General features: G+C 61.4%; 20 protein-coding genes. 12 read left to right on the plus strand and 8 right to left on the minus strand.

Annotated features, from left to right (window positions below; all coding sequences use genetic code 11):
- The first annotated feature begins 96 nt into the window (after positions 1-96).
- From BLS57_RS11295 to BLS57_RS11305, 3 genes are all read left to right on the plus strand, one after another.
- Complete coding sequence (locus tag BLS57_RS11295; RefSeq protein WP_093742290.1) at positions 97-1,185, plus strand: ABC transporter permease; 1,089 nt, start codon at positions 97-99, stop codon at positions 1,183-1,185.
- Positions 1,186-1,197: 12 nt separating this feature from the next.
- A complete protein-coding gene (locus BLS57_RS11300; RefSeq protein WP_167356413.1) occupies positions 1,198-2,664 on the plus strand; it encodes an ABC transporter permease in 1,467 nt (488 codons plus the stop codon).
- Between the two features lie 105 nt (positions 2,665-2,769).
- Positions 2,770-4,863, plus strand: coding sequence for a dipeptide ABC transporter ATP-binding protein (locus tag BLS57_RS11305; RefSeq protein WP_425274344.1), 2,094 nt, complete (start codon positions 2,770-2,772; stop codon positions 4,861-4,863).
- A gap of 90 nt (positions 4,864-4,953) precedes the next feature.
- Here BLS57_RS11305 and BLS57_RS11310 read toward each other — a convergent pair whose 3' ends face one another.
- Positions 4,954-5,481: a hypothetical protein gene (locus BLS57_RS11310; protein ID WP_093742292.1), complete on the minus strand. Its 528-nt coding sequence runs from the start codon at positions 5,479-5,481 to the stop codon at positions 4,954-4,956.
- A gap of 170 nt (positions 5,482-5,651) precedes the next feature.
- Complete coding sequence (locus tag BLS57_RS11315; RefSeq protein ID WP_425274345.1) at positions 5,652-6,248, minus strand: lytic transglycosylase domain-containing protein; 597 nt, start codon at positions 6,246-6,248, stop codon at positions 5,652-5,654.
- Positions 6,249-6,440: 192 nt separating this feature from the next.
- On the opposite strand from BLS57_RS11315, the gene BLS57_RS11320 reads away from it, so the two are divergent.
- Positions 6,441-6,962, plus strand: a complete 522-nt coding sequence (locus BLS57_RS11320) for a single-stranded DNA-binding protein (protein WP_093742296.1) — start codon at positions 6,441-6,443, stop codon at positions 6,960-6,962.
- Between the two features lie 287 nt (positions 6,963-7,249).
- On the opposite strand, the gene aroB is transcribed toward BLS57_RS11320, so the two are convergent.
- Both aroB and BLS57_RS11330 read right to left on the minus strand, forming a co-directional pair.
- A complete protein-coding gene (gene aroB / locus BLS57_RS11325) occupies positions 7,250-8,365 on the minus strand; it encodes a 3-dehydroquinate synthase (protein WP_093742298.1) in 1,116 nt (371 codons plus the stop codon).
- Complete coding sequence (locus BLS57_RS11330) at positions 8,358-8,951, minus strand: shikimate kinase (protein WP_093742300.1); 594 nt, start codon at positions 8,949-8,951, stop codon at positions 8,358-8,360. The genes aroB and BLS57_RS11330 overlap by 8 nt, the downstream gene beginning before the upstream one ends.
- Positions 8,952-9,031: 80 nt before the next feature.
- Here BLS57_RS11330 and BLS57_RS19765 point away from each other — a divergent pair, with 80 nt between their 5' ends.
- The 3 genes from BLS57_RS19765 to BLS57_RS11340 are packed head-to-tail and all read left to right on the plus strand — an operon-like array spanning position 9,032 to position 11,810.
- Positions 9,032-9,181 (plus strand): hypothetical protein, encoded by a 150-nt coding sequence (locus tag BLS57_RS19765; protein WP_167356414.1) that lies wholly within the window; start codon positions 9,032-9,034, stop codon positions 9,179-9,181.
- Positions 9,182-9,186: 5 nt separating this feature from the next.
- Positions 9,187-10,857 carry a hypothetical protein gene (locus tag BLS57_RS11335; protein WP_093742302.1) on the plus strand — a complete coding sequence of 557 codons (1,671 nt, stop codon included), beginning with the start codon at positions 9,187-9,189 and terminating at the stop codon, positions 10,855-10,857.
- Complete coding sequence (locus BLS57_RS11340) at positions 10,854-11,810, plus strand: tyrosine recombinase (protein WP_093742304.1); 957 nt, start codon at positions 10,854-10,856, stop codon at positions 11,808-11,810. Before BLS57_RS11335 ends, BLS57_RS11340 begins: the two co-directional genes overlap by 4 nt.
- On the opposite strand, the gene BLS57_RS11345 is transcribed toward BLS57_RS11340, so the two are convergent.
- On the minus strand, positions 11,774-12,604 hold the full coding sequence (locus tag BLS57_RS11345; RefSeq protein WP_093742384.1) for a metallophosphoesterase family protein: 831 nt from the start codon (positions 12,602-12,604) through the stop codon (positions 11,774-11,776). The genes BLS57_RS11340 and BLS57_RS11345 overlap by 37 nt on opposite strands.
- An 88-nt stretch (positions 12,605-12,692) precedes the next feature.
- Here BLS57_RS11345 and BLS57_RS11350 point away from each other — a divergent pair, with 88 nt between their 5' ends.
- The gene (locus tag BLS57_RS11350; RefSeq protein WP_093742306.1) at positions 12,693-14,000 is read left to right on the plus strand and encodes an HlyC/CorC family transporter; all 1,308 of its coding nucleotides are present in this window, start codon (positions 12,693-12,695) and stop codon (positions 13,998-14,000) included.
- Here the strand turns inward: BLS57_RS11350 and BLS57_RS11355 are convergent.
- On the minus strand, positions 13,997-15,292 hold the full coding sequence (locus BLS57_RS11355) for a DUF2254 domain-containing protein (protein WP_244153664.1): 1,296 nt from the start codon (positions 15,290-15,292) through the stop codon (positions 13,997-13,999). The two genes, BLS57_RS11350 and BLS57_RS11355, sit on opposite strands and share 4 nt — an antisense overlap.
- 123 nt (positions 15,293-15,415) lie before the next feature.
- On the opposite strand from BLS57_RS11355, the gene BLS57_RS11360 reads away from it, so the two are divergent.
- On the plus strand, positions 15,416-16,021 hold the full coding sequence (locus BLS57_RS11360; RefSeq protein ID WP_093742310.1) for a nucleotidyltransferase family protein: 606 nt from the start codon (positions 15,416-15,418) through the stop codon (positions 16,019-16,021).
- Here BLS57_RS11360 and BLS57_RS11365 read toward each other — a convergent pair.
- Both BLS57_RS11365 and BLS57_RS11370 read right to left on the minus strand, forming a co-directional pair.
- Positions 16,018-16,893 (minus strand): class I SAM-dependent methyltransferase, encoded by an 876-nt coding sequence (locus BLS57_RS11365; protein WP_167356415.1) that lies wholly within the window; start codon positions 16,891-16,893, stop codon positions 16,018-16,020. The genes BLS57_RS11360 and BLS57_RS11365 overlap by 4 nt on opposite strands.
- Positions 16,894-17,103: 210 nt before the next feature.
- Positions 17,104-20,019 carry a Hint domain-containing protein gene (locus BLS57_RS11370; protein ID WP_093742314.1) on the minus strand — a complete coding sequence of 972 codons (2,916 nt, stop codon included), beginning with the start codon at positions 20,017-20,019 and terminating at the stop codon, positions 17,104-17,106.
- Positions 20,020-20,889: 870 nt separating this feature from the next.
- Between BLS57_RS11370 and BLS57_RS11380 the strand changes: the two genes are divergently transcribed.
- The 3 genes from BLS57_RS11380 (at position 20,890) to BLS57_RS11390 (ending at position 22,224) form a co-directional block, all read left to right on the plus strand.
- Positions 20,890-21,102 carry a hypervirulence associated TUDOR domain-containing protein gene (locus BLS57_RS11380; protein WP_093742318.1) on the plus strand — a complete coding sequence of 71 codons (213 nt, stop codon included), beginning with the start codon at positions 20,890-20,892 and terminating at the stop codon, positions 21,100-21,102.
- Positions 21,099-21,629: a DUF488 domain-containing protein gene (locus BLS57_RS11385; protein WP_093742322.1), complete on the plus strand. Its 531-nt coding sequence runs from the start codon at positions 21,099-21,101 to the stop codon at positions 21,627-21,629. Before BLS57_RS11380 ends, BLS57_RS11385 begins: the two co-directional genes overlap by 4 nt.
- 277 nt (positions 21,630-21,906) lie before the next feature.
- Positions 21,907-22,224 (plus strand): DUF1127 domain-containing protein, encoded by a 318-nt coding sequence (locus tag BLS57_RS11390; RefSeq protein ID WP_093742324.1) that lies wholly within the window; start codon positions 21,907-21,909, stop codon positions 22,222-22,224.
- Positions 22,225-22,422 lie beyond the last annotated feature (198 nt).

Below are 22,422 nucleotides of genomic sequence, written 5' to 3' on the forward strand. Positions count from 1 at the left end.
AGACCCGGCGCCCCAAATCGGCGTCGCACAAAGCAAAAAAGGCCAAAAGGCCGCACAGCCGGAACAGTCACCTCCGGCGATGCCACAGGGGACCATATGGGACTATTCATTTTGCGCCGGCTGGGTGTGATGTTGCTGACGGCGCTCTGCCTGACGTTCATCGTATTCTGGCTGACCAATCTCTATCCGAACCTCGAAAAACTCGCCAAGACCCAAGGCAACTTCCGAATGTCGGACGAGGCCGTGACCAGCTATCTGGAAAACCGCGGCTACCTACAGCCCACGGTCGATAAATTCGGCGAATGGCTCGGCGTGCTGCCAGGCTGGGTGACGGAAGGGGAAACCCCCGACGAGACATTCGGCCGCTGTTTTGCCGCTGGCACCCCGGTTGAGGACCGCCCCACCCGCTGCGGCATCCTGCAAGGCGATTGGGGCTTTTCGACCGTCTTCAAAGAACCCGTCGGCGCCACCGTGTTGACCCGGCTCGCCCTCACCGGCAAGTTGATGTTCTGGGTCTTGATGCTCATGGTCCCCTCGGCGCTGATCGTCGGCGTGCTCGCAGGCATGCGCGAAGGCTCCAAGCTCGATCGCTCGCTCTCGACCTTCTCCATCGCCACCACCGCGACTCCTGAATATGTCTCGGGCGTGATCTTCATCGCGGTGCTGGCCTCCTCGCGCTTCGGCCTCTCGCCGCTTTTGGCCGACTGGGGCTGGATCGACAGCAAGACGCTGTTTTTGGGTTCGGCCACCTCCGCCATGAAGGACGCCAATTTCTGGAACTTCTTCCTGCCGGTGCTGACCATCTCGCTCTACGGCATGGGCTATATTGCCCGAATGACGCGGGCCAGCATGACCGAGGTGATGACCGCGCAATACATCCGCACGGCGCGGCTCAAGGGCGTAAAGTTCTCCGAAATCGTCCTGAAACACGCGCTCCGCAATGCGCTGATCGCGCCCTTCACCGTCATCATGCTGCAAATCCCGTGGCTGCTGAACGGCGTGGTGATCGTCGAGACTTTGTTCAATTACAAAGGCTTCGGCTGGTTGCTGGTCCAAGCGGCGGCGAACAATGACATCGAGCTGCTGCTCGCGGTCTCGGTCGTGTCGGTCATCGTTGTCCTCGTGACGCAGCTGATTTCGGATATCGGTTACGTTTTCCTCAACCCGCGCATTCGCATTTCATAAGGGAGCATGGACATGGAACCACTGACATGGACCGGGTCTCTTGCCGGGCTCAACATCATCTTCCTCGGGCTGACCGCGCTGCTGGCCGTCGCCGTGCTGGCGCAGATCGTGGTCTCTTTCGTGCCCTCAAACGGGCCGCAAGGGGTCAACGCCGACGGAACAATGACCGCCCCCGGCGGGCTGACGGGCGCGCTGAACAAAGCGGTCTTTTACCTCTTCGCTCTGCTGGTGCTGCTGGTGCTGGTCTACATCGTCGCCGGGGCCTTTATGGGCGCCAACGCAGGCATCTTCGGCGGCATTTCGCAACAGATGCTGCCCGTATGGATCGCCCTCATCGTGACCTTCGCCCTGTCGATCCACTTCAAACGCCGCCTTGGCCTTTATGGCAAACTTTTTGACAGCACCGTCGGCATGATCGGCTTTGCCATCGTGATGTTTTGGGTCTTTACCGGCGTCTTTGGCGGGCTGTTCGACATGCTGGTGACCCACGACAGCCTCAGCCAAGTCTCTGGTATGAAAAACAAACTGCCCGGCACCCCCCTGCGTGCACCGGAAGAGGGCGAATACCCGTGGTTCCTCTTGGGCGGCGACAACCTCGCCCGCGACGTCTTTTCGCGGCTGATCAAAGGCTCGTGGGTCGTGGTGCAGATCGCGCCGCTGGCGACGCTTTTCGCCTTTATGGTCGGCATCACGCTGGGCCTGCCCGCAGGCTACTACGGTGGGCGGCTCGACACGCTGTTGAGCTTTCTGGCTAACCTGATCCTCGCCTTCCCGGTGATCTTGCTGTTCTACCTGCTGGTCACGCCCGAGATCGTGCGCACCGGCATCCCGAACTATATGGCGGTGTTCCTGTTCATCTTCCCGCTGGTCTTCCTCGCCGTACTGCTGAACTCGCGCTATTACACGCAGCCGTCGTTCCGCACGCCACTGCTGATCGTGGTGCTGGGGATTGTGGGATGGCTCTACCTGTCGCTGGTGTCCAACAACGGCTCGATCGTGGCGACTGATACCTACCGCATCCCCGGCCTGCCAAGCGCGATTGACCTTTTCGACATCGACGCCGGCGTGCTGGTGGTCTTTGTCTCGGTGGTCTTTGTGAACTCCCCCACAGTCTTCCGCATCGTGCGCGGTTTGGCACTCGACATTAAAACCCGAGACTATGTGGCCGCCGCCCAGACCCGTGGCGAAGGGCCGTGGTACATCATGCTCTGGGAAATCCTGCCCAATGCCCGCGGGCCGCTAATCGTCGATTTCTGCCTGCGCATTGGCTATACGACGATCCTCTTGGGCACGCTCGGCTTCTTCGGCCTTGGGCTGGAAAGCGAAAGCCCGGATTGGGGCAGCACGATCAACGCGGGCCGCCGCTTGCTGGCGCTTTATCCGCACGCTGCCATTGCGCCTGCGCTGGCGCTTCTGAGCCTTGTGTTAGGTTTAAACCTGCTGGCCGATGGTCTGCGTGAGGAGAGCCTGCGCGACTAAGCAACGTCGTTCGGGGGCGCTGCCCCCGGACCCCCGAAGTATTTTGGGCCAAAAAGAGAGAGGGCGACAGCGCGCCCCGTTAACCGCCCGCTGAATGGGAGAGGCATGATGCCAAAGACTGACTATGACGGACCCATTTTGGAGATCGACAATCTGTCGATTTCGTTCTTCACGCGCCTGCGAGAAATTCCTGCGGTGATGGATTTTTCGGTGAAGGTCCAGCCCGGGGAGGCCGTGGGGCTGGTGGGTGAAAGCGGTTGCGGCAAATCCACCGTGGCGCTGGGCGTAATGCAGGATCTGGGGCGCAATGGGCGGGTTGTTGGCGGCAGCATCAAGTTCAAGGGGCGCGATCTGAGCGAGATGAGCGCCGAAGAGTTGCGCGACATTCGTGGCAGTGAAATTGCCATGATCTATCAAGAACCGATGGCCAGCCTGAACCCCGCCATGCGGATCGGCAAGCAGTTGATGGAAGTGCCCATGATCCACGCGGGCATGTCCGAAAAGGAAGCCCATGCCCGTGCCTTGCAGGTGGTGACGGATGTTAAACTGCCGGACCCCGAGCGCATTTTGAAGGCCTATCCGCATCAGCTTTCCGGCGGGCAGCAACAGCGCATCGTCATCGCTATGGCGCTGATGTCCGAGCCGTCTTTGCTGATCCTTGATGAGCCGACTACCGCGCTGGACGTGACGGTGGAAGCGACGGTTGTGGAATTGGTGAAGGATCTGGGCAAGAAATACGGCACCTCGATGCTGTTCATCTCGCACAACCTTGGGCTGGTGCTGGAGACCTGCGACCGGATTTGTGTGATGTATTCGGGCGAAGCGGTCGAGAAAGGCTCAATCCACGACGTATTTGACGAGATGCAGCACCCCTATACGCAGGCGCTGTTTCGGTCGATCCCCTTGCCCGGCGCAGACAAAAACGCCCGGCCTTTGGTGGCCATTCCCGGCAACTTCCCCCTGCCCCACGAGCGCCCGCCTGGCTGTAACTTTGGCCCGCGTTGCGATTATTTCGTGCCGGGGCGCTGCGACGCGGCGCCGATTCCGATGGAATCTGTGCCCGGCAATGACCGCCATGAAACCCGCTGTATCCGCTTTCAGGAAATCGACTGGCAAGCGCCACTTGAACTGGCCGAGGTCAAACAAAAGGGCGATGTGGGCGAAGTTGTTCTCAAGATGGACCGGCTCAAAAAGTACTACAAAGTTGCGGCCAATGCGATGTTCGGGGGCGGCAATACCAAGGTGGTCAAGGCCAATGAGAGCTTAAGCTTTGAGGCGCATGAAAGCGAGACCCTCGCCATCGTTGGCGAATCCGGCTGTGGCAAATCCACTTTTGCCAAGGTGCTGATGGGGCTGGAAACGGCGACCGAGGGACATATCTACCTCGACGGGAAAGACATCGGTGATGTCCCGATTGACAACCGGACGACCAAGAATGTTGCCGATGTGCAGATGGTCTTTCAGAACCCCTTCGACACGCTGAACCCTTCGATGACCGTGGGGCGGCAGATCATTCGGGCGTTGGAAATCTTTCAGATCGGTAAGAATGAGAAAGAGCGCCGCCAGCGCATGCTGGAGCTGCTCGATCTGGTGAAACTGCCGCGCGAATTCGCCACTCGCATGCCGCGCCAGCTTTCCGGCGGGCAGAAGCAGCGCGTCGGCATCGCCCGCGCCTTTGCCGGGGATGCGCGGATTGTGGTGGCGGATGAGCCGGTCTCGGCGCTGGATGTCTCTGTGCAGGCGGCGGTGACCGATCTATTGATGGAAATCCAGCGCGAGCAGAAGACCACGCTGCTGTTCATCAGCCATGACCTCTCGATCGTGCGCTATCTATCGGACCGGGTCATGGTGATGTATCTCGGCCATGTGGTCGAATTGGGCAGCACCGATCAGGTCTTCTCACCGCCCTATCACCCTTATACCGAAGCGTTGCTCAGTGCGGTGCCGATTGCCGATACCTCGGTGAAGAAGAAGCATATCGTGCTCGAAGGCGATGTGCCCTCGGCCATGAACCCGCCGCCGGGCTGCCCCTTCCAAACGCGGTGCCGTTGGAAATCACAGGTGCCGGGTGATCTCTGCGAGCGCGAAGTGCCACCGATGGTGACGATGGCCGAGGGGCATCAGGTAAAGTGTCATCTGTCAGCCGAACAATTTGCCGAGATGGAGCCGGTTATCGAGGTCAGCGCGGCGGCAGAATAGAAAAAGCGCGGACCAGGGGAGGGTCCGCGCCGCTTTCCTCATGGCAGTATCCGGGGAGGGAGAAGGCCTGAGGAAAATCTCAACGATCGCTTAAGGATCAACAGGGCTGCCGGCAGTGTTCACATTGGCCAGACCTTCAGCGACCACATCGGCAAAGCTGGAAACCATCGCGACATAGAACTCGGTCTCAGACGGCTGCACGGTGACATAGCCTTCAGGCACAATGCCGTCGCCGCTTTGGGCCGCGATATTCACCGGGAAGCTCAGACCAGCGCTGTCACCGGTCGGGCTGGTGATATCAACAACGCCTTCCAACTGGTTGAATTCCATCGAATCCGGCAGCATGGTCGCGCCGTTCAGGGCGATTTTGCGGATGTCGATCTTGATCTGCGGATCACTGTCATCGCTGCTCATAGGCACGCGCTCTGCCACTTCGGCACGAATGTCTTCGGCAAGGTCAGGGTAGAATTGCAACGCGTTGCCATCCGCTGCGGCGGCAACAGAAGTTTCGACGTCAATCGCGGAAACGCGGATGTCGTCATCGGCAAATGCAGCACCGGCCAAAGCCATTGTGCTCACACCAGCCGCGAGGGCGAATGTCTTGAAATTATTGAGCATGTTCGTACTCCTATCTTCCTTTCCCCGCGGTGGGCCATTCCCCCGCGAGAGGTTCTGATCGGAGAACGACAGAAGTCCCAAGTTAGTTCCCATGTATCGCATCTAACGGCGTTTCATAGGAAATACCCCGCCGAATGTGGCAGGGCGTCAACAGGTCGATCCGGAGCGGATTAGCTGCCGGAAATGACCTTCACGTAGTTGCGGGTTTCTTTGTAGGGCGGCACACCGCCGTATTTCTTCACGGCGCCCGGCCCTGCGTTATAGGCAGCCAGCGCCAATTCCCAACTGCCAAAGGTCGCATATTGCATCTTGAGATAGCGCGCCCCGCCTTCGAGGTTTTGCGCCGGATCAGCAGGATCGACACGCAACAGCCGTGCGGTCTGGGGCATCAATTGTGCCAGTCCCATCGCGCCCTTATGCGACAGCGCCTTCGGGTTCCACCCGCTCTCCTGCTGCACCAGCCGCAAAAACAGATCGACCGGTATACCGTGCCGCGATGCGGCTTCGCGGGCCACACCCAGATAGGCGCCTTTGTAAGAGCCGTTGTATTTCGGCGCGTCCCATTTTGTCGGGGTCACCACCTTGGGCGGTTGCAGACGTACGGAGGCCGAATATTGTTTGGACGCCCGGTCATCGAGGATGTTTTTCTGCGTGGCAAACAACGCCCGCCGGTTTTTCGAGGAAAACATCTCTGCCGTTGCGGGTGCCGCCAGTGTAACGATCACCCCCACCGCGACCATGCTGGCCGCAAGTCTCGTCTTTCGCATCTGTCCCTGCCCCTTACCGTTGCATTGGCGCGACTATAGCAAAAACGGGCCCCCATGCCAGCGCGGAATTGGAGGGGCCGCAAGGCGGGAAATTCGGTGTCCTCTGCCCGACAAGCGCGATATAACCTGCCGGACCGGGTGCGATCGGATTCGCGCCCCGACCTGACATGAACTGACAAACGAGGGGGCAAGATGGCCGGCTCAGTGAACAAAGTGATCCTTATCGGCAACCTCGGGCGCGACCCCGAAGTGCGCAGCTTTCAGAACGGCGGCAAAGTGTGCAACCTGCGCATCGCCACCTCGGAGACGTGGAAAGACCGCAACACCGGTGAGCGCCGCGAAAAGACTGAATGGCATTCGGTCGCGATCTTCCAAGAAGGTCTGGTGCGCGTGGCCGAGCAGTACCTCAAGAAGGGCTCCAAGGTTTACATCGAAGGCCAGTTGCAGACCCGCAAATGGCAGGACCAGTCCGGCGCGGACCGCTATTCGACCGAAGTCGTGCTGCAAGGCTTCGGCGGCACGCTGACCATGCTCGACGGTCCTGGTGGCGGTTCGGGCGGCGGCGGTGGCGGCGGCTACGGTGGTGGCTCCGGTGGCAATGACTACGGCGGCGGCTATGACAGCGGTCCCTCGCAAGGCGGCGGGAACAACTACGGCAGCGGTGGTGGTGGTGGCGGCGGCAGCCGTGACCTCGACGACGAAATCCCGTTCTAAGCCGGAACGACCAAGACATTCGGCGGGGCGCCGTTGCGCCCTGCCCTTCTGCTGCGCCCGCTGGCGTGACGCGCTTTTAACGATTGGCGCCTAGAACCTCCCCCATCGCGATACCCGCCGGACGACCCCGTTCGGCAACAGGATCAGAGGCCCTCGGGCCATGTCGAAAGCTCAAGACATGCAGGGTGACGCCTGTCTCAGACATCCGAATTGGCGGCGCCGCCCTTTTTAACGGTTCCGAAACAGCAATAGATGCATGAAACCCGCCGGGCCAAGCCCGCTGCGGCCTAGCGTCCTGCGTTGAGCGCATCGCGCAGCAGTGCCAGCACCTCGGCGTTGTCGACCTCGGCGCCGGCAAAAGCCTGCCCGATCCCCCGCGCCAGGACAAAACGCAGCCGACCATCGACAACCTTTTTGTCCTGCCCCATGAGCCTCAGAAGCTCCTCAGCCTCCGGCAGATCACCCGGAATATCGCGCAGGTCGGTTTTCATCCCCATCGCGGCCAGATGCGCCCGCAAACGGCTCGGGTCTTCCTGCGCGCAGAGCCCCAGCCGCGCCGACAGTTCAAACGCCAGCGCACAGCCAATCGCCACGCCTTCACCATGAAACAGCCGTTCGGAATAGCCGGTCGCTGCCTCCAGCGCATGCCCAAAGGTATGACCGAGGTTCAGCAAAGCCCGGTCGCCTTTCTCCGTCTCATCGCGCTGCACGATGTCCGCTTTCATCTGCACCGAGTGGCGCACCGCTTCGACCCGCGCTTCCATATCGCCCGCCGCCAAGGCCGGGCCTTGCGCTTCGAGCCAGGCAAAGAAATCCGCATCGCCCAGCAGCCCGTATTTCACCACCTCGCCATAGCCGGCAAGGAAATCGCGGGCGGGCATGGTTTTGAGTACCGAGGTATCGGCTAGCACAAGGCTCGGCTGGTGGAAGGCGCCGATCAGGTTCTTGCCCTGCGCCGCGTTGATCCCAGTCTTGCCGCCAACCGAGCTATCGACCTGCGCGAGCAGTGAGGTCGGTATCTGCACAAAGCGCACCCCGCGCCGCAGCACGGCGGCGGCAAAGCCTACAAGATCGCCGATCACCCCACCGCCAAAGGCCACCACGATGTCGCCGCGCTCGACCTGTTCGTCGAGCAGCCATCCCACACAGCGTTGCAGGTTGGCCCAATCCTTCGTGCCTTCCCCCGGTGGCAGTTCGAGAGACACCATCTCGATCCCCGCAGCCGCCAATCCTTCTCGCAAAGTCTCCAGATGCAGGGCCGCGACACGGCTCTCGGTAATCACGGCCACCCGCTTGCGGCGCAGAAGGGGGGCGATCAATACGCCCGCTTCGGCCAGCAGGTCTGGGCCGATAATAACATCATACTCCCGCCCCGGCAGGGCGACGGAAACGGTCTTACGCATCCAATTTCTCCAATACATCAGGCCGGGTCAGCAGCTTGTCGATCACCCGTTCGGCCATGGCATCAATCGACAGACGCGCGTCGCAGCGCACGCTCAGATCCGCCAGTCGGTAAAGCGGCACTCGGTCGTGATAGAGCGCGGCGAGCGTGGCCTTCGGGTCTTTCGTGCGCAACAGCGGGCGGCTATCTTTGTAGCGCACCCGGTTCCACAGCAGATCGAGGTCGGCATCCAGCCACATCGCCACGCCATAGGCCGCGATATTGTCGCGGTTCACCTCGGCCAGAAAGGCCCCGCCGCCGGTCGAGAGGATGCAGCGCTCCTCGGACAAGAGCCGCGCGATCACCTCGGTCTCGCGCCGTCGAAAGAAGGGCTCGCCATCGCGGGTGAAAATCTCCGGCACGCTCAGGTTCGCCGCCGCTTCGATCTCGGCATCGCTATCGAGAAAGGGCGCGCCCAGTTTGGCGGCCACCGCGCGGCCCACGGCTGTCTTACCTGCGCCCATCATACCAACCAGTGCCACCGTTTTGTTCAAACGATAGCGCGGCGTTTGGGCGCCTTCGGGGGTGTTGTGCTTAATTCCGCTCATTTTTCTTTGAATGACGTGATCTTGCCCGAAAGGCCATATATACTTTGGCAAAACAGCAGAATTCCGGGCAGGCAGTCATCATGGGTAAACTTTTCAAGCTTCTGATATTCCTAGCGATTATCGGGTTCATCGGGCTTGTGGGCTATGCCTACGTTGGCCCTTTCTTTGGCGTCGATTTCTCGCCCGAGCAAACTGAAACCCGCCAACCTGTCACCCTGACAGCGGATTGAAGCCCATGTCCGCTGCCCTGCCGACCCCTAGCTTAGCTGCTCTGGGCGCGCTGATCTGCGCGATCACGGCCACATCCGTCTTTGCCGAATCAGCCGAGGACCGCGGCCCGGTGCCGCATGTGCAGGCCGGGACGAAAACCGCGGAGGAAAAAGGTCAGGCAAAGCAGCAGGCGGAGAGCAAGAAGAACGACCAACCTTTGTCCGTCATCGACTGGCTTGGTCAGCAAACCCCGTCTGCCCCCACCGCCAAACGCCCGCCCAAGACCACCCGCAGCGAAGAGCCGCCGGTCGCCACCAGCGCCGCGCCACCGCATATTTCGGTGACGCCTCTGGGCGACGGCGCCCCGCGCCGCATTGGGCTGGTGCCGGGCAATGTCACGGGCCTGACAAGCAACATCTGGACCGGCAGCGAGGTGAGCATGCTCACCGCCCGCATCGCAGACCTGCCCGACCTGCATCTGCCCGCCGCGCAGGCCCTGCTCTACACCGTGTTGCTGGCCGAAGCCGAAGCACCCCAAGGGCTTGCCCGCAACGGCGATACGCTGGCACTTGCGCGGGTTGAAAAGCTGATGGAACTGGGCGCGCTGGACCCGGCGCTGTCGCTCATTGAACAGGCCGGGGTCACCACCTCGACCGCGCATTTCGACCTGTGGATGCAGCTTTCCCTGCTCACCGGCACCGAAGACCGCGCCTGCGCCCGGCTGATGAAAGCCCCCCATCTGACGCGCGACTACGGCACCCGTATCTTTTGCAGCGCGCGCACCGGATATTGGGAAAACGCCGCGCTGACCTTCGGCTCGGCGCAGGCTCTGGGCCTGCTGGAAGACACGCAGCTCGACCTCTTTGACCGTTTCCTCAACCCCGATTATTTCGAAGGCGCCGAACCGCTCCGTGCCCCTCGCCGGATGGACCCGATGACCTTCCGTCTGTTCGAGACGATTGGCGAACCCCTGCCCTCCAACATCCTGCCCCGCGCCTATGCCGTCGCCGACCTCCGCGATCTGGCCGGGTGGAAAGCGCAGCTTGAAGCCGCCGAGCGTCTGACCCGCGCGGGCGCCCTGCCCGACAACCAGCTTTTGGGTCTCTATACCGACCGTCAGCCCGCCGCTTCTGGCGGCATATGGGACCGGGTCGCCGCCCTGCAACGGTTCGAGACCGCCCTCAGCACAGGCAGCGCCGAAGCCGTCGCCAAAACCCTGCCCCCTGCATGGGAAGCGATGCGCGAAGCCTCTCTCGAAGTCTCCTTCGCGGCGCTCTTCTCCGAACCGCTCTCGACCATCCCTCTCGCCGGACATGCATCCCGTTTGGCGCGGGACGTGGCGCTGCTGTCGCCCAACTACGAGGCCGCCGCCGCGCGGGTTCTTGGCGACGCGCCCGAAGAGCAACTGTTGCGGGCCGTCGCACGCGGGGAGACGCCCAGCGGCCCCGCGCCTGACGCCCATCTTGCCGCCGCCGTGCATGACGCCTTTTCCAACCCCACACCGCGCGCAGACCTGATGGAAATGGCGCGCGACGAACAGCTTGGCATGGCGATCCTACGCCTCCTATCCATGCTCCATGACGGCGCCAGCGGCGACACAAGCGCGCTGCGCGATGCCCTTGCCACCCTCCGCGCTCTGGGCCTCGAAGACACCGCCCGCCGTGCCGCTTTGCAGATAGTGCTGCTTGAACAATGACCATGACCCAAACCCCAACGTTTCATTGGATTTCCAGCTTTCTGGAAGCCGCCGCCGCCGAACAGGGGGCTGCCACCAACACGCAGCTAGCCTATGGCCGCGACCTCAAGGATTTCGACGTCTTTCTGGCGCATCATAACCATGATTTCCTCAGCGCCAGCCGGGGCGAGGTGGAAAAATACCTGATCCATTGCGACGCGCAGGGCTTGGCCAAATCCACCCGCGCGCGGCGGCTCTCGGCGATCAAACAGCTCTACCGTTTCGCCTTTGAAGAAGGGCTGCGCGAAGACAACCCGGCCATTCAAATCGCCGGACCGGGTCAGGACAAACGCCTGCCCAAGATCCTTTCGGTGGAGGAGGTTGACCGCCTGCTCGACGCCGCCCGCAACTCGGGCCGCGCGCTCGCGGATCAGTTGCGCAACACCTGCCTGATGGAACTGCTCTATGCCACCGGCATGCGGGTCAGCGAATTGGTCAGCCTGCCCGTCAGCGCCGCCCGCGGCGATCCGCGGCTGCTGTTGATCTCGGGCAAAGGCGGCAAGGAACGTCTGGTGCCGCTCTCCGAGCCTGCCCGCGACGCGCTGGCCGCTTGGCTGGTGGCCCGCGACAAGGCGGATGAGGCGGCCCAAGCCAAGGGCAAACCGCCCGCCCGCTTCTTGTTCCCCTCACGCGGGGTGACGGGTTATCTGACACGGCATCGCTTCTATCTGCTGATCAAGGAATTCGCCGTCGCAGGCGGTGTGGCCCCCGAAAAGGTCACCCCCCACACGCTGCGCCACGCCTTTGCGACGCATCTGCTGGCCAATGGCGCAGACCTGCGGGCGATCCAGACCATGCTCGGCCACGCCGATGTCGCCACGACCGAGATCTACACCCATGTGCTCGAAGAGCGTCTGTCTGATCTGGTGCTAGAGCGTCACCCCCTGGCAAAAGACGGCAAGCGCAAGGCCTGAGGCAGCACGTCCTCTGACGGCCAATAACCACTTTGCAACGCGTCCGCATAGGCGCGGGGCAAGCCGGCCTCCTGCATATCCGCCACGGCCCCTGCCATGTCATAGCTCAGGCGATGGATCGTCACCTCGCTGCCGTCCAGCAGCGCAAACCGCGTCTGCTGCCCGCCGTCATGGGGCGGCATCCCGATCACGCCCGCATTGATCCAGCGCCCGCGGGGAGTCTCGCGGATGAACGGCAGGCCGGAATGGCCCGCGATGATGTGATCGACCGGGCCGACAATCCCTTCCAGCGCCTGCCACTCTTGCTCAAACACCTGCGCCGGGCTTTCGGACCAGACAAAGCGCGCCACATCGCGCACCCCGCCATGGATCACGCCGTAGCGCTCCCCCTGATGCCGAAACGTGACCACATCCGGCAGCCCGCCCATCCACGCCTTATCCGCCCCGCTCACCTGCGCCGCCGCATAGGCAAACCATGCACCCGATAGCATGTCGCAACTGCTGCCGGGCGCAAAGCCGCAGCCGCAATCCTCGGCCCCGCTGGCCAGTTGCGCTTCGCAATTGCCTGCCACCACCGCGCAGCCAAGCGCCCGCACCGCTGCAACCGAGCGCGCAGGTGCGCCGCAATAGGCCACGATATCCCCGGTGCAGATCATCTGATCGCCCGCAATCCCCCGCGCCTGCGCGAAGCCCGCCAGCGCCGTGATCGCCTGCAAGTTCGAATACGGCCCGCCAAAGAGCAGCAGTGGCCCGTCCAGCCTGCCTAGATCGGTGCTCTTGATTTCACCAGCCATCACGCCACCCTGCCCTGTTGCGACCCTTGAATGACGCAGCCCCTGCGCCCATAACATCTGCAACACATAATGGATGGATTCAAACCTCATGGAAACGGCCCCCGCCCTTTTTGACGCCGCTTTCTGGCTCAGCACCGGGATTATCTTGTTCCTGCTGGTGCTCTCGGGCTTCTTCTCCGGCTCTGAGACCGCGCTGACCGCCGCCTCGCGTGGCAAGCTGCGCGCGCAGGCGGACAAAGGCTCGCGCGGGGCGACGCGGGCGTTGAAAATCACCGAAGACAACGAGCGCCTGATCGGCTCGGTGCTTCTGGGCAATAACCTCGTCAACATCCTCGCGGCTTCCATGGCCACGGCGATGTTCACGCGGGTCTTTGGCGAAAGCGGCGTGGCACTCGCGACGCTGGTGATGACGCTCTTGGTGCTGGTCTTTGCCGAGGTGCTGCCGAAAACCTATGCGATTACCAACTCTGAGCAGGCCGCAGCCCTGGTCTCGCGCCCAATCAGCCTTGTCGTGCTGCTGTTTTCGCCCGTCGTGACGGCGGTGCGCTATTTCGTGCGCGGGGTGCTGCGGCTCTTTGGCGTGCAGATTGACCCCGACAGCAACATTCTGGCGGTGCGCGAAGAGATCGCCGGTGCGCTGCAACTGGGCCATTCCGAAGGTGTCGTCGAAAAAGAAGACCGCGACCGTATCTTGGGCGCGCTCGATCTGCGCGAGCGGGTGGTCGAAGAGATCATGCTCCACCGCTCCGGTATTGAGATGGTCAACGCGGCAGACGACCCTTCGGCCATCCTCGAGCAATGTCTGCAATCAAACCACACTCGCCTGCCGGTCTTCCGCGACGATCCGGAGAACATCATCGGCGTGATCCATGCCAAAGACCTGCTGCGCGCCATGTATAAGCTGATCGGCGGGCCAGAAGGCGATGCGGCTGCCTTGAAAGAGTTCAACGTGGCCTCGGTGGTGATGAAACCTTACTTCGTGCCTGAGACCACCACGCTCGACGAGCAGATGCGCCAGTTCCTGCGCCGCCGCACGCATTTTGCACTGGTGGTGGATGAATATGGCTCGCTGCAGGGTCTGATCACCCTCGAAGACATTCTCGAAGAAATCGTGGGCGAGATTACCGACGAGTTTGACCCCGACGGTGACCATCCTTTGAAACAAGCCGAAGACGGGCATCTGATGGTCGAAGGCGCAATGACGATCCGCGACCTCAACCGCGCAACGGACTGGTCCCTGCCGGATGAAGAGGCCAATACCATCGCGGGGTTGGTGATCCACGAAGCCCAGATGATCCCCACCGTGGGTCAGGTGTTCTCTTTCCACGGTTTCCGCTTTGAGGTCATGGCCCGCGAGGGCAACCGCATCACGCAGCTGAAAATTCGTCCGCTTTAATCTGGCGTTGCCACCGCGCCGCGCACATCCTCACGAGCCGCGCGCCAGATCATGGCTCGGTCGGGACCAAAGGGCACTTCCTCAAAGGCACGGCGCAGGTGGTTCTCTGCCGCTTCGCGCACCGCGACGACAAGGCCGGGGTCAGGGTGGCGCATCAGGCCGGTGAGCACTTCTTGCAGCGTCACCTGCACCTCCACCACTCCCGCGCCGTCCCGCGCCAAGGGGCCAAAACCATCCTCCACCAGCGCCTGCGCGTCGATCGGGGCGATATGCAGATTGGGCAGCCCGACCTCGCCATTGGGCTTGGTCTCATCGCGGTAATAGGACAGGATCCGCCCCACGCGGGTGATGACGTCAATCGCCGTGCCGGGATCGTTCACGCCGGGCGACAGCGCTTTTGACGCGACTTCACCCAGCACCCGCAGGCCGAAACGCGGGTCTTGGTCAAAGGTCCGCAGATCGCCCAGTTTGACTGCACTGCAGATCGCCTCTTCGACCGTTCTATCCTCGGTCTCCTCGCCCTTGGGCGTGCCGCGCCGTGCGATGTAGAGCAGCGGTTCTTCGGCAAAGACGAAATCCCCGATCCGCCGTGTCAGATAGACATCCACCCCATGGTTCTCGGCATGCTCTTGCAGCGCTTCGGGGTAGATATGCTGGAGATAGCCGCTCTTCTCGGCGCGCAGCGGGCGGGCGTCGTCGGGCGGGTCGCTGGTCAGCGGATGACCTCCCATACAGGGCGTCTTGAGCCTCTCGTTAAAGAGCGAGGTGGTCACGGTTTCGATCTGGCGGGTGGTGTCGATCAGACTGCCGAAGCTTTGCAGATGCAGCACCCAGCGGATCAGGAAGATCACGATGATCGCCAACACCAGCACCGTTGTCAGGAAAAGCACGAAGGAGCGTTCGTCCACATAGACCCCAAGCTCGCGCATGATGATCGCGACCAGCGCATAGACATAGGCCCCGATAAAGACGGCGAGCGTGTTCTGCGTTGTCCTGTCTTGGATGATCAGCCGATGCGCCCGCGGCGTGAACTGGGCCGAGGAGGAACGGTAGACCGTGACCATGATGGTGATCGAGAAAATCGTCACCGCCAGCATCGCGTCCGCGATGATCTGCAACAGACGGTCTGCGGCAGAGCCCGAAAGGCGCGTGGCGACTTCTTTGGGCACCAGCGGCTCAAACAATTGCGTCAGGCCTAGGGCGACAAAGGCCAAGAGGCCCATAAAGACCACCCGTACCCAAAGTTTGCGGGAATACTCGCGCGCTTTGCGCAGCAGGGTGTGGGGGATCATGTCTTTGATGTTCATGGGGCGAAGGTAGCACGGAAAAGCGCCCTGCCAACGGTGGTTTAGCGGTTTCGGTCTGTATCAAAGCGGGGGCTTATCTTGCGGGCGATAGAGGGCTAGGCTTCTGGGATGACCGAGACATCTCTGCCTGTCATACTGCTCGCCGCTGGCGCATCCTCCCGCATGCGCGGGCGAGACAAACTGCTTGAGGAGGTGGACGGCCAGCCCTTGCTGCGTCGGCAGGCCCGGCTGGCGCAGGGTGTCGGCCCGGTCATTGTCGCGCTGCCGCCTGCCCCGCATCCGCGCTATACCGCACTCACGGGGCTTGAAGTCACCGCCTTGCCGGTGGCTGACGCTACAGAGGGCATGGGCGCCAGTCTGCGGGCTGCTTTTGCAGCGCTTCCTGCGCAGACGCCTGCGGCGATGGTGATGCTGGCCGATATGCCAGAGCTACAGGCCGAGGACCTTGCCCGTCTGGCCGAGGCTGTCGATACCGGCGGTGACACGCTGATCTGGCGGGCCACCACCATGGGCGGCGCGCCGGGGCATCCGATTGTCTTTGCTGCCGCGCTGTTTGAGCAGCTAACACAGCTTACCGGAGATGACGGAGGCCGCGCCGTGGTGCAGAGCGCGGCGGATAGGGTGTGTCTGGTCCCCCTGCCCGGAGACCGCGCACGGCTTGATCTGGACACGCCGGAGGATTGGGCCGCGTGGCGCTGTCGGATGAAGGATTAGCCAGTCAGCTGCCGGCGCAAACGACGGATAGCGCGCAGGGGCAAAGGCGTCTGGGAGCGAGGCGGCTTTGGATTATATCGATTAAGCCCAATATCAAATGCGACCTTTACCGCTGGCGGGTAGGTTCTTCCTAAGAAATCCGAGAAGCGTGCGGCGAACTCTTCCGGCACGCGTTTGCCCGCATCGCGGTCCCAGCCTACGTAGAACGCTTCCGCAATACGCACCGCGAAAGCGTCATGATCTTGTGGCAGGTCGATGCCATAAATATTGTTCTTTAAGTGCCGTTGCGGCAGGTCCGAAATAGTTTCATCGTTTATCCAGTCCTGGACGGCAAGGCGCTCTGCCTGCAAAAGTTGATCGAACAGCACTTTTGGGCCAAGTGCATAGTGGCCAGAGCCGCCGCTCATTTGTAGATCATGATGCACGATCACCCCGTCCGGTGCCATAAGCGGTAAAACTGCCAATGTGTCGATTAAGGGCCAAGGGTGCTTATGTGCCGCATCGATAAAACAAAGCGCGATTGGTTCACTTACCTGACCCTGGACATCCATGCTGGTTCTGCTGGTGTGTATCTGTGTCTGCACGTTCGGCGGCGGAGGTAAGTCGTCAAGTAGGTAGCCCACAGGCTTACGTGGATCTGCATAAAAGGTTTCGGCCAAGTCGAAACTGTCTAACTTTGAGGGCCCATATGCCCCCATAAGCTGTGCGATCAAAGCAGTCGACAACCCACTGGCGCAGCCAATTTCGATCATATGAGCAGGACGCTGTCGCTCAATCATCGCAGCCAGAAAAGCAAGGTCGCGCCCATCAATCGCCCCCATGTTGTGCGACCAATGTTGCTTGAACCACGCCGCAAGCCCCGCCTCTAGCATATGTAATCTCCCCCTTTTTACTGCCTCTGTAGTGGCATTTTTTTGGGGGTTTTGCATCAGCTTATTGCACGAATGCCTCCACGAGGTTTCCCCTGCGATCGTCCTAAAGCACAAACAATAAGATGAGGCTCCACACAAAAGAAGACGGGGCGGTCGCCCGCCCCGTCTCATCGCTGCATATTCGTTTCCCGCCCCCCTGCGGGAATTCCTTTATTTCACCAGCAAGCTGGCTTCGTGCTTCTTGAGCGAGCGGCGTGCAGCGGTGTAGCTGTCGATACCGTCCTGCGTGGCAAGCTCTGGGAAAAGCTCCAAGATTTCGTTCCGCTGCTCTTCACCGATACCGGCCAGCGACATGTCACCAGGCTGGAAGCTCTCGGTCCATGTGCCGTCGGACAGGATCACTTCGTGACGGTCAAACATGACGTGGATGTAGGTGGTGTTAGACACCTCAACCACGTCGATGCCGTCCATCCCGGTCAGATGTTTCGCCGCGACCAGCACTTCACGCTCTTCGAAGTACAGCGCTGTCTTGTCATTGGCGACCAACACACGGTGGTTGGGGCTGACCATCATGTCACGCTCGGGCAGATCGTTGCCAAGCGCGCCCTTGCGGATCAGCACCGGCTTGAGATGCGCGGCCATTTCGAACTCGGCCCCGGTCATCTCACGTGCACCGACCCAGCGGATTGTCTGGATGCCGTTGTCGCGGGTGATGACCCGGTCACCGACCTGAAGCGCCTCGACCGAAATCTCGCCCTTCGGCGTGGCGATCTTGGTGCCGGGGGTGAAACAGGGGATGATGTTCTCGATCTCGACGAAGTTGAGACGGCCTGCATCGTTGCCATCGGCGTCGAGGTAATCGACATAGCCGTCTTCGCGATCTTCCGAGGTGTATGTGATGGTAAAGCTACCACCCTCGGGCGCCGAGTCGCGCAGATCGAGCGTGTCAAAGTCCACGCCTGCGCTGCCACCGTCGATATCGTCGCCAGCGTTGACGTTGACGAAGGTATCCTGATCGGCACCGCCGGTCATCACGTCAACACCTGCGCCACCGTCGAGCAGATCGTCACCCTGGCCGCCCTGCAGCGAGTCGTCGCCTTCGCCGCCGATCAGCGTGTCATTCTCGCCGCCGCCGTCGAGCACATCGTCGCCTTCGCCGCCGACCAGCAGGTCATCGTCACGGTTGCCGCGAAGCGTGTCGTCGCCGGTGCCGCCGTCAAGCTCATCATTGCCCTGACCGCCGGAGATGCTGTCGTCGCCCTGACCGCCGATCAATGTGTCGTTGCCGGTGTTGCCCTCGATAATGTCATCGTCGATCTGGCCGTCGATGTAATCGTCGCCCGACCCACCGCGCAGCATGTCCGCGTCATCGGCACCATAGATCATGTCATCCCCGGACCCACCGTCGACCGTGTCCATGCCATTGTTTGGCACGCGGTCAGGGGTGAAGGGGTTGGACGGTTCTGCGTCATCAGGGATGTCGAGCACGTCGAGGCCCAGATCGGGGTCGTTGCCGGCATAGATCGTGTCATTGCCAGCGCCGCCGAGGATGCTGTCGTTGCCTTCGCCGCCTACGATACGGTCATCGCCTGCGCCACCGTCAACGAAGTCGTCGTCGATACCTGCGTCGATCACGTCGTCGCCGGTGCCGCCATAAATCGTGTCACGGTCGTCGCCGGTGCTGATGGTGTCGTTGCCCGCGCCGCCTTCGACATAGTCGCGGTCGTTCTCGGGGTCGGCGTCGGGGTCAAAGCTCAGCGAGTCGCTGTCGCTTTCCGGGTAGCCCAGATCGGGCGCGATATCGCCGTTGCCGGTGTCGATCATGTCGTCACCGTCGCCGCCATATACTTCGTCAGAACCTGCGCCGCCTTCGACGATGTCGTCGCCGTCGCCTGCCAGAACGGTATCATCACCGTCGCCAGCGCGGACATAGTCGTCATCGCCTTCTGCACCGGGCAGAAGCGCATCGTCATTGTCGATCATGTCGCCATCAGGGTCGCCGGTATAGGCGGTGTCGATCAGATCGGCGCCTGCGGTGCCGTCGACATAGCCGTCGCGGGTCGGATCGCCTTCGCCGACAGTCACGGTCACGACACCTTCGTCGGTCGCGCCGGAAGGATCGGACACGGTGTAGGTGATGGTCGCGTCGCCGGTGAAATCGTCATTGGCCACAAAGGTGATGGTGCCATCGCCATTGATGGTGACGGTGCCGTCGTCGCTGTCGGCATCGGCCACGCTAAGCGTGTCGCCGTCCACATCGGTATCATTGGCGAGCACATCAATCACGACCGGGTCGGTGCCGGTGGTGCTGGCGCTGTCGTCATTGGCGACAGGTGCGTCGTTCACCGGGTTTACGGTGACATGAACGGTGCCGTCTGTGGTGTTCCCGTTACCATCATCAACGGTATAGGTGATGGTGGTTTCGCCGTTGAAGTCAGGGTCCGGCGTGAAGGTCAGCTCGCCATCGGGGCCGATCAGAACCGGGCCTGCCGGGCATGTCGCCACGGTCACGGTCAGTTCGTCGCCATCGGGATCGCTGTCGTTGTCCAACACGTTGACGGTGCCGGAAGTGTCTTCGTCGAGCACCAGCACGTCGTCTTCGGTCACCGGGGCTTCGTTGTCGCCACCGCCGCCGGGCTTGCCGTCGTCAAAGACCAGATTGTCGATCGCACCGGAGCCTTCGAAACGCACTTCGAAACGCGACACACCGTCGATGTTGAACTGCACGAAACGCTCGCCGCCGTCGCCGGTGGGCTGAACATAGTGGTTCTGGATCACATCGCCGTTCTCATCGTAAAAGATGACCCGCGTGCCGTCGCCGCTTGTTTCTTCGATGTCTTTAAAGGTCACGCCTTTCATGCGGACCATATCGTCGAAGTCAAAGAACAGGCTGCCGCCACCGGCATTGTCGTCGGGATCGCTGCTGTCGCCATCCTCGGACACGATCAGCAGACCTTTGAGCGTATCGGAGGCCAGATCATTGTCGCCGCCCGTGGGGTTGGCGCTGTCAAAGATCATCGCGTCGCCGGACCCGCCACTGGCAGAGACCGTCACACCCATTGCGGCATATTCGTCGTCAATTACGGTACCGGCGGCGAAGGCGTTAAAATCAAGTGTTCTGATCATTGGAAAATCTCCTGAGCTTTGTTGCACGCGGCGCGCAACGCGGCCGTTTTGGATGTGGATGCGGGTTCAAGTAGAATGGGGCGCGGAACGCCGGAAGAAACAGGCTGGGCAGCACAATTGCGCGTTTGGGACGCTTGGCAGGTCTGTCGCAGTTGGTTCATCGTCTCTCCCTTCGTTCACATGCGCCCGCTGGCATTAAATCCAGGTCGGACGACACGCATCGGTGCGACACCAAGAGGGAGAAGCCGGCACAAGTCGGCTCAGGCCGGGAAAAGCAGCTTCCCGACGGCTATGTGAATACGGTCGCAAATTATGCAGCGTACACACATCTCCCGCATCCTCGATGCGCTCAATGCGGCCGCCCCCGTGACCTACAGACTTTCTTTGCCCCCCAGTGGGCACCTATATGCATAGCCAAGCATTCCGGTCCAACAAAGCGAAAAATGTTTGAAAATGGGCGGAACAATATGCGATTTGGCCGCAATTGATCCGCTTTGCTGCCCAAATCATGGTTAATTGTTTCCCTTTATGATCAGGCAGATAGCGCCAATCGTTAAGGAAACTTGGGGTTTTCGGGAATTTCGCGCCGAATTGTGGGACCAGCATTGGCGCTATTGTTTCTCGAAATGCAACAATGCCCGAAAGCGGATGGCCTGCAATTTTCGCCTTATTCTCGCCTTCCTTAACTTTGGCTTGTTCTCAGACCGGAACCAATGGCGCGCAAACCCCGCGCACTGGTGACGCAATTCCGAACAGCCTGCCATATTTATGTCGAATCAATCTCAACCTGTCAGAAGCGGTTTTCCCACCCCCTGTGGAACATGGCTCAGCGGGCTTTCGTTCGTCCCCTATAGAAGAGGAGGAACCACGATGGCCAAGTTTTCAAAAGGCGATCACGTCAGCTGGAATTCCGAAGCCGGACGCGTGCGGGGCCGGATCGTCAAAGTGCATGAGGCGGACTTTGACTATAAGGGCCATACCCACCGCGCCTCAAAAGACGACCCGCAGTACGAAATTGAAAGCGACAAAAGCGATCACATCGCCGCCCACAGAGAAGACGCGCTGACCAAGCTGAAATCATGAGTGGCGGTTTCTATACAATCGGACATTCCAACCGCGCGCCCGAAGTGGTGATCGACATGCTGCGGGAGGCGCAGATCGGGCTGCTTGTCGATGTGCGATCTTTCCCCAAGTCGCGCAGCAACCCCGATTTTAACGATGACCGCTTTCCGGACCGCCTCGCCGAGGTGCAGATCGGCTACCGCCATATGCTGGCCTTGGGTGGCCGCCGCAAGAAACAGCCGCAGGTCGATGACGATGTGAATGACTTTTGGCGGGTGCGCAGTTTTCACAACTACGCGGACTATGCGCTTGGGCCGGAGTTTCAGGAGGCGTTCGCCGAATTGCTGGACATGGGCCAAACGCAGCGCGTCGCTATGATGTGTTCCGAGGCCGTTTGGTGGCGTTGTCATCGCCGGATCATCACCGATTATCTGCTGCTGAACGGGCATGAGGTGCAGCACCTAATGGCGCCCGGACGCATTGATCCGGCCAAACCCAGCGACGGGGCCGAGCGTCGGCTAGATGGCCGCGTGGTCTACCCGGCTTAGCGCCCTGCTATGGTGGCCGAGGCCGTTGTCATTGCGACAGGAGGTCGCACCCGCATTTGGCCTCTTGCAAAGGCCGCGCCGGGGGGCCAAATGCGGCCCATGATCAACGCTGTTCACAAGAGGCGCCTGCGCTGTGCAGGCAGACTACTGAACCGCCGGTAACCCCGGGCGGGACAGGCCGATCCGCCTGCCCGACCCTTGGGGGCTCCACCGACTTTTGGATCTTACCCGGGATGAAACCCACCTCTCTCGCGGACCGACGCATCGGCGCCTGTTCGTGATCGCTGTGGGCATCTCTATCGCCACTTTTGAACCGGAGCATGCCATGCATTTCCACCTGCTGAAAGACACCCCGCTCGCCCCCGTCCTGCCCCGCACTGCGATTGCCGGTCCTGCGATCCCCCGCCGCACCGCCCCCGGCATCGGCGCGCCGAACCTACGCCCGATGCTGCGCAAGATCGCCCGCCGCTGGCTGGAGAACCGCACCACGGCGACGCTCAACAGCATGGACGACCGTCTGCTCAGCGACATTGGTCTGCGCCGGGATGACATTCATTCCTATGTGGCCGACATCGACGTGAGCCGCCGCCGCTAAGGCTAAACATCGGGCACAGAGGACAAATCCGACAGCCGGTCGCGGGAAAGCGACCGGCGATTGGTTGCACTCCTCAGGCGAACCTGTTTTCTATCTCCCCAGCACTTCCGCTCGCCCCGGCAGCGGGTCGCGCTATCTATGGCCGCGACCGGCTGCATTCTGTTGCGAGCGGGTACTAGATCGACAAGGCGAGGCGCG

This window comes from Sulfitobacter delicatus (assembly GCF_900102535.1).
GTDB lineage: Bacteria > Pseudomonadota > Alphaproteobacteria > Rhodobacterales > Rhodobacteraceae > Sulfitobacter > Sulfitobacter delicatus.

Coding starts and splice junctions, on each gene's coding strand:
- BLS57_RS11295 (WP_093742290.1), top strand. CDS start 97: ATGGGACTATTCATTTTGCGCCGGCTGGGTGTGATGTTGCTGACGGCG.
- BLS57_RS11300 (WP_167356413.1), top strand. CDS start 1,198: ATGGAACCACTGACATGGACCGGGTCTCTTGCCGGGCTCAACATCATC.
- BLS57_RS11305 (WP_425274344.1), top strand. CDS start 2,770: ATGATGCCAAAGACTGACTATGACGGACCCATTTTGGAGATCGACAAT.
- BLS57_RS11310 (WP_093742292.1), bottom strand. CDS start 5,481: ATGCTCAATAATTTCAAGACATTCGCCCTCGCGGCTGGTGTGAGCACA.
- BLS57_RS11315 (WP_425274345.1), bottom strand. CDS start 6,248: ATGCGAAAGACGAGACTTGCGGCCAGCATGGTCGCGGTGGGGGTGATC.
- BLS57_RS11320 (WP_093742296.1), top strand. CDS start 6,441: ATGGCCGGCTCAGTGAACAAAGTGATCCTTATCGGCAACCTCGGGCGC.
- aroB (WP_093742298.1), bottom strand. CDS start 8,365: ATGCGTAAGACCGTTTCCGTCGCCCTGCCGGGGCGGGAGTATGATGTT.
- BLS57_RS11330 (WP_093742300.1), bottom strand. CDS start 8,951: ATGAGCGGAATTAAGCACAACACCCCCGAAGGCGCCCAAACGCCGCGC.
- BLS57_RS19765 (WP_167356414.1), top strand. CDS start 9,032: ATGGGTAAACTTTTCAAGCTTCTGATATTCCTAGCGATTATCGGGTTC.
- BLS57_RS11335 (WP_093742302.1), top strand. CDS start 9,187: ATGTCCGCTGCCCTGCCGACCCCTAGCTTAGCTGCTCTGGGCGCGCTG.
- BLS57_RS11340 (WP_093742304.1), top strand. CDS start 10,854: ATGACCATGACCCAAACCCCAACGTTTCATTGGATTTCCAGCTTTCTG.
- BLS57_RS11345 (WP_093742384.1), bottom strand. CDS start 12,604: ATGGCTGGTGAAATCAAGAGCACCGATCTAGGCAGGCTGGACGGGCCA.
- BLS57_RS11350 (WP_093742306.1), top strand. CDS start 12,693: ATGGAAACGGCCCCCGCCCTTTTTGACGCCGCTTTCTGGCTCAGCACC.
- BLS57_RS11355 (WP_244153664.1), bottom strand. CDS start 15,292: ATGATCCCCCACACCCTGCTGCGCAAAGCGCGCGAGTATTCCCGCAAA.
- BLS57_RS11360 (WP_093742310.1), top strand. CDS start 15,416: ATGACCGAGACATCTCTGCCTGTCATACTGCTCGCCGCTGGCGCATCC.
- BLS57_RS11365 (WP_167356415.1), bottom strand. CDS start 16,893: ATGCTAGAGGCGGGGCTTGCGGCGTGGTTCAAGCAACATTGGTCGCAC.
- BLS57_RS11370 (WP_093742314.1), bottom strand. CDS start 20,019: ATGATCAGAACACTTGATTTTAACGCCTTCGCCGCCGGTACCGTAATT.
- BLS57_RS11380 (WP_093742318.1), top strand. CDS start 20,890: ATGGCCAAGTTTTCAAAAGGCGATCACGTCAGCTGGAATTCCGAAGCC.
- BLS57_RS11385 (WP_093742322.1), top strand. CDS start 21,099: ATGAGTGGCGGTTTCTATACAATCGGACATTCCAACCGCGCGCCCGAA.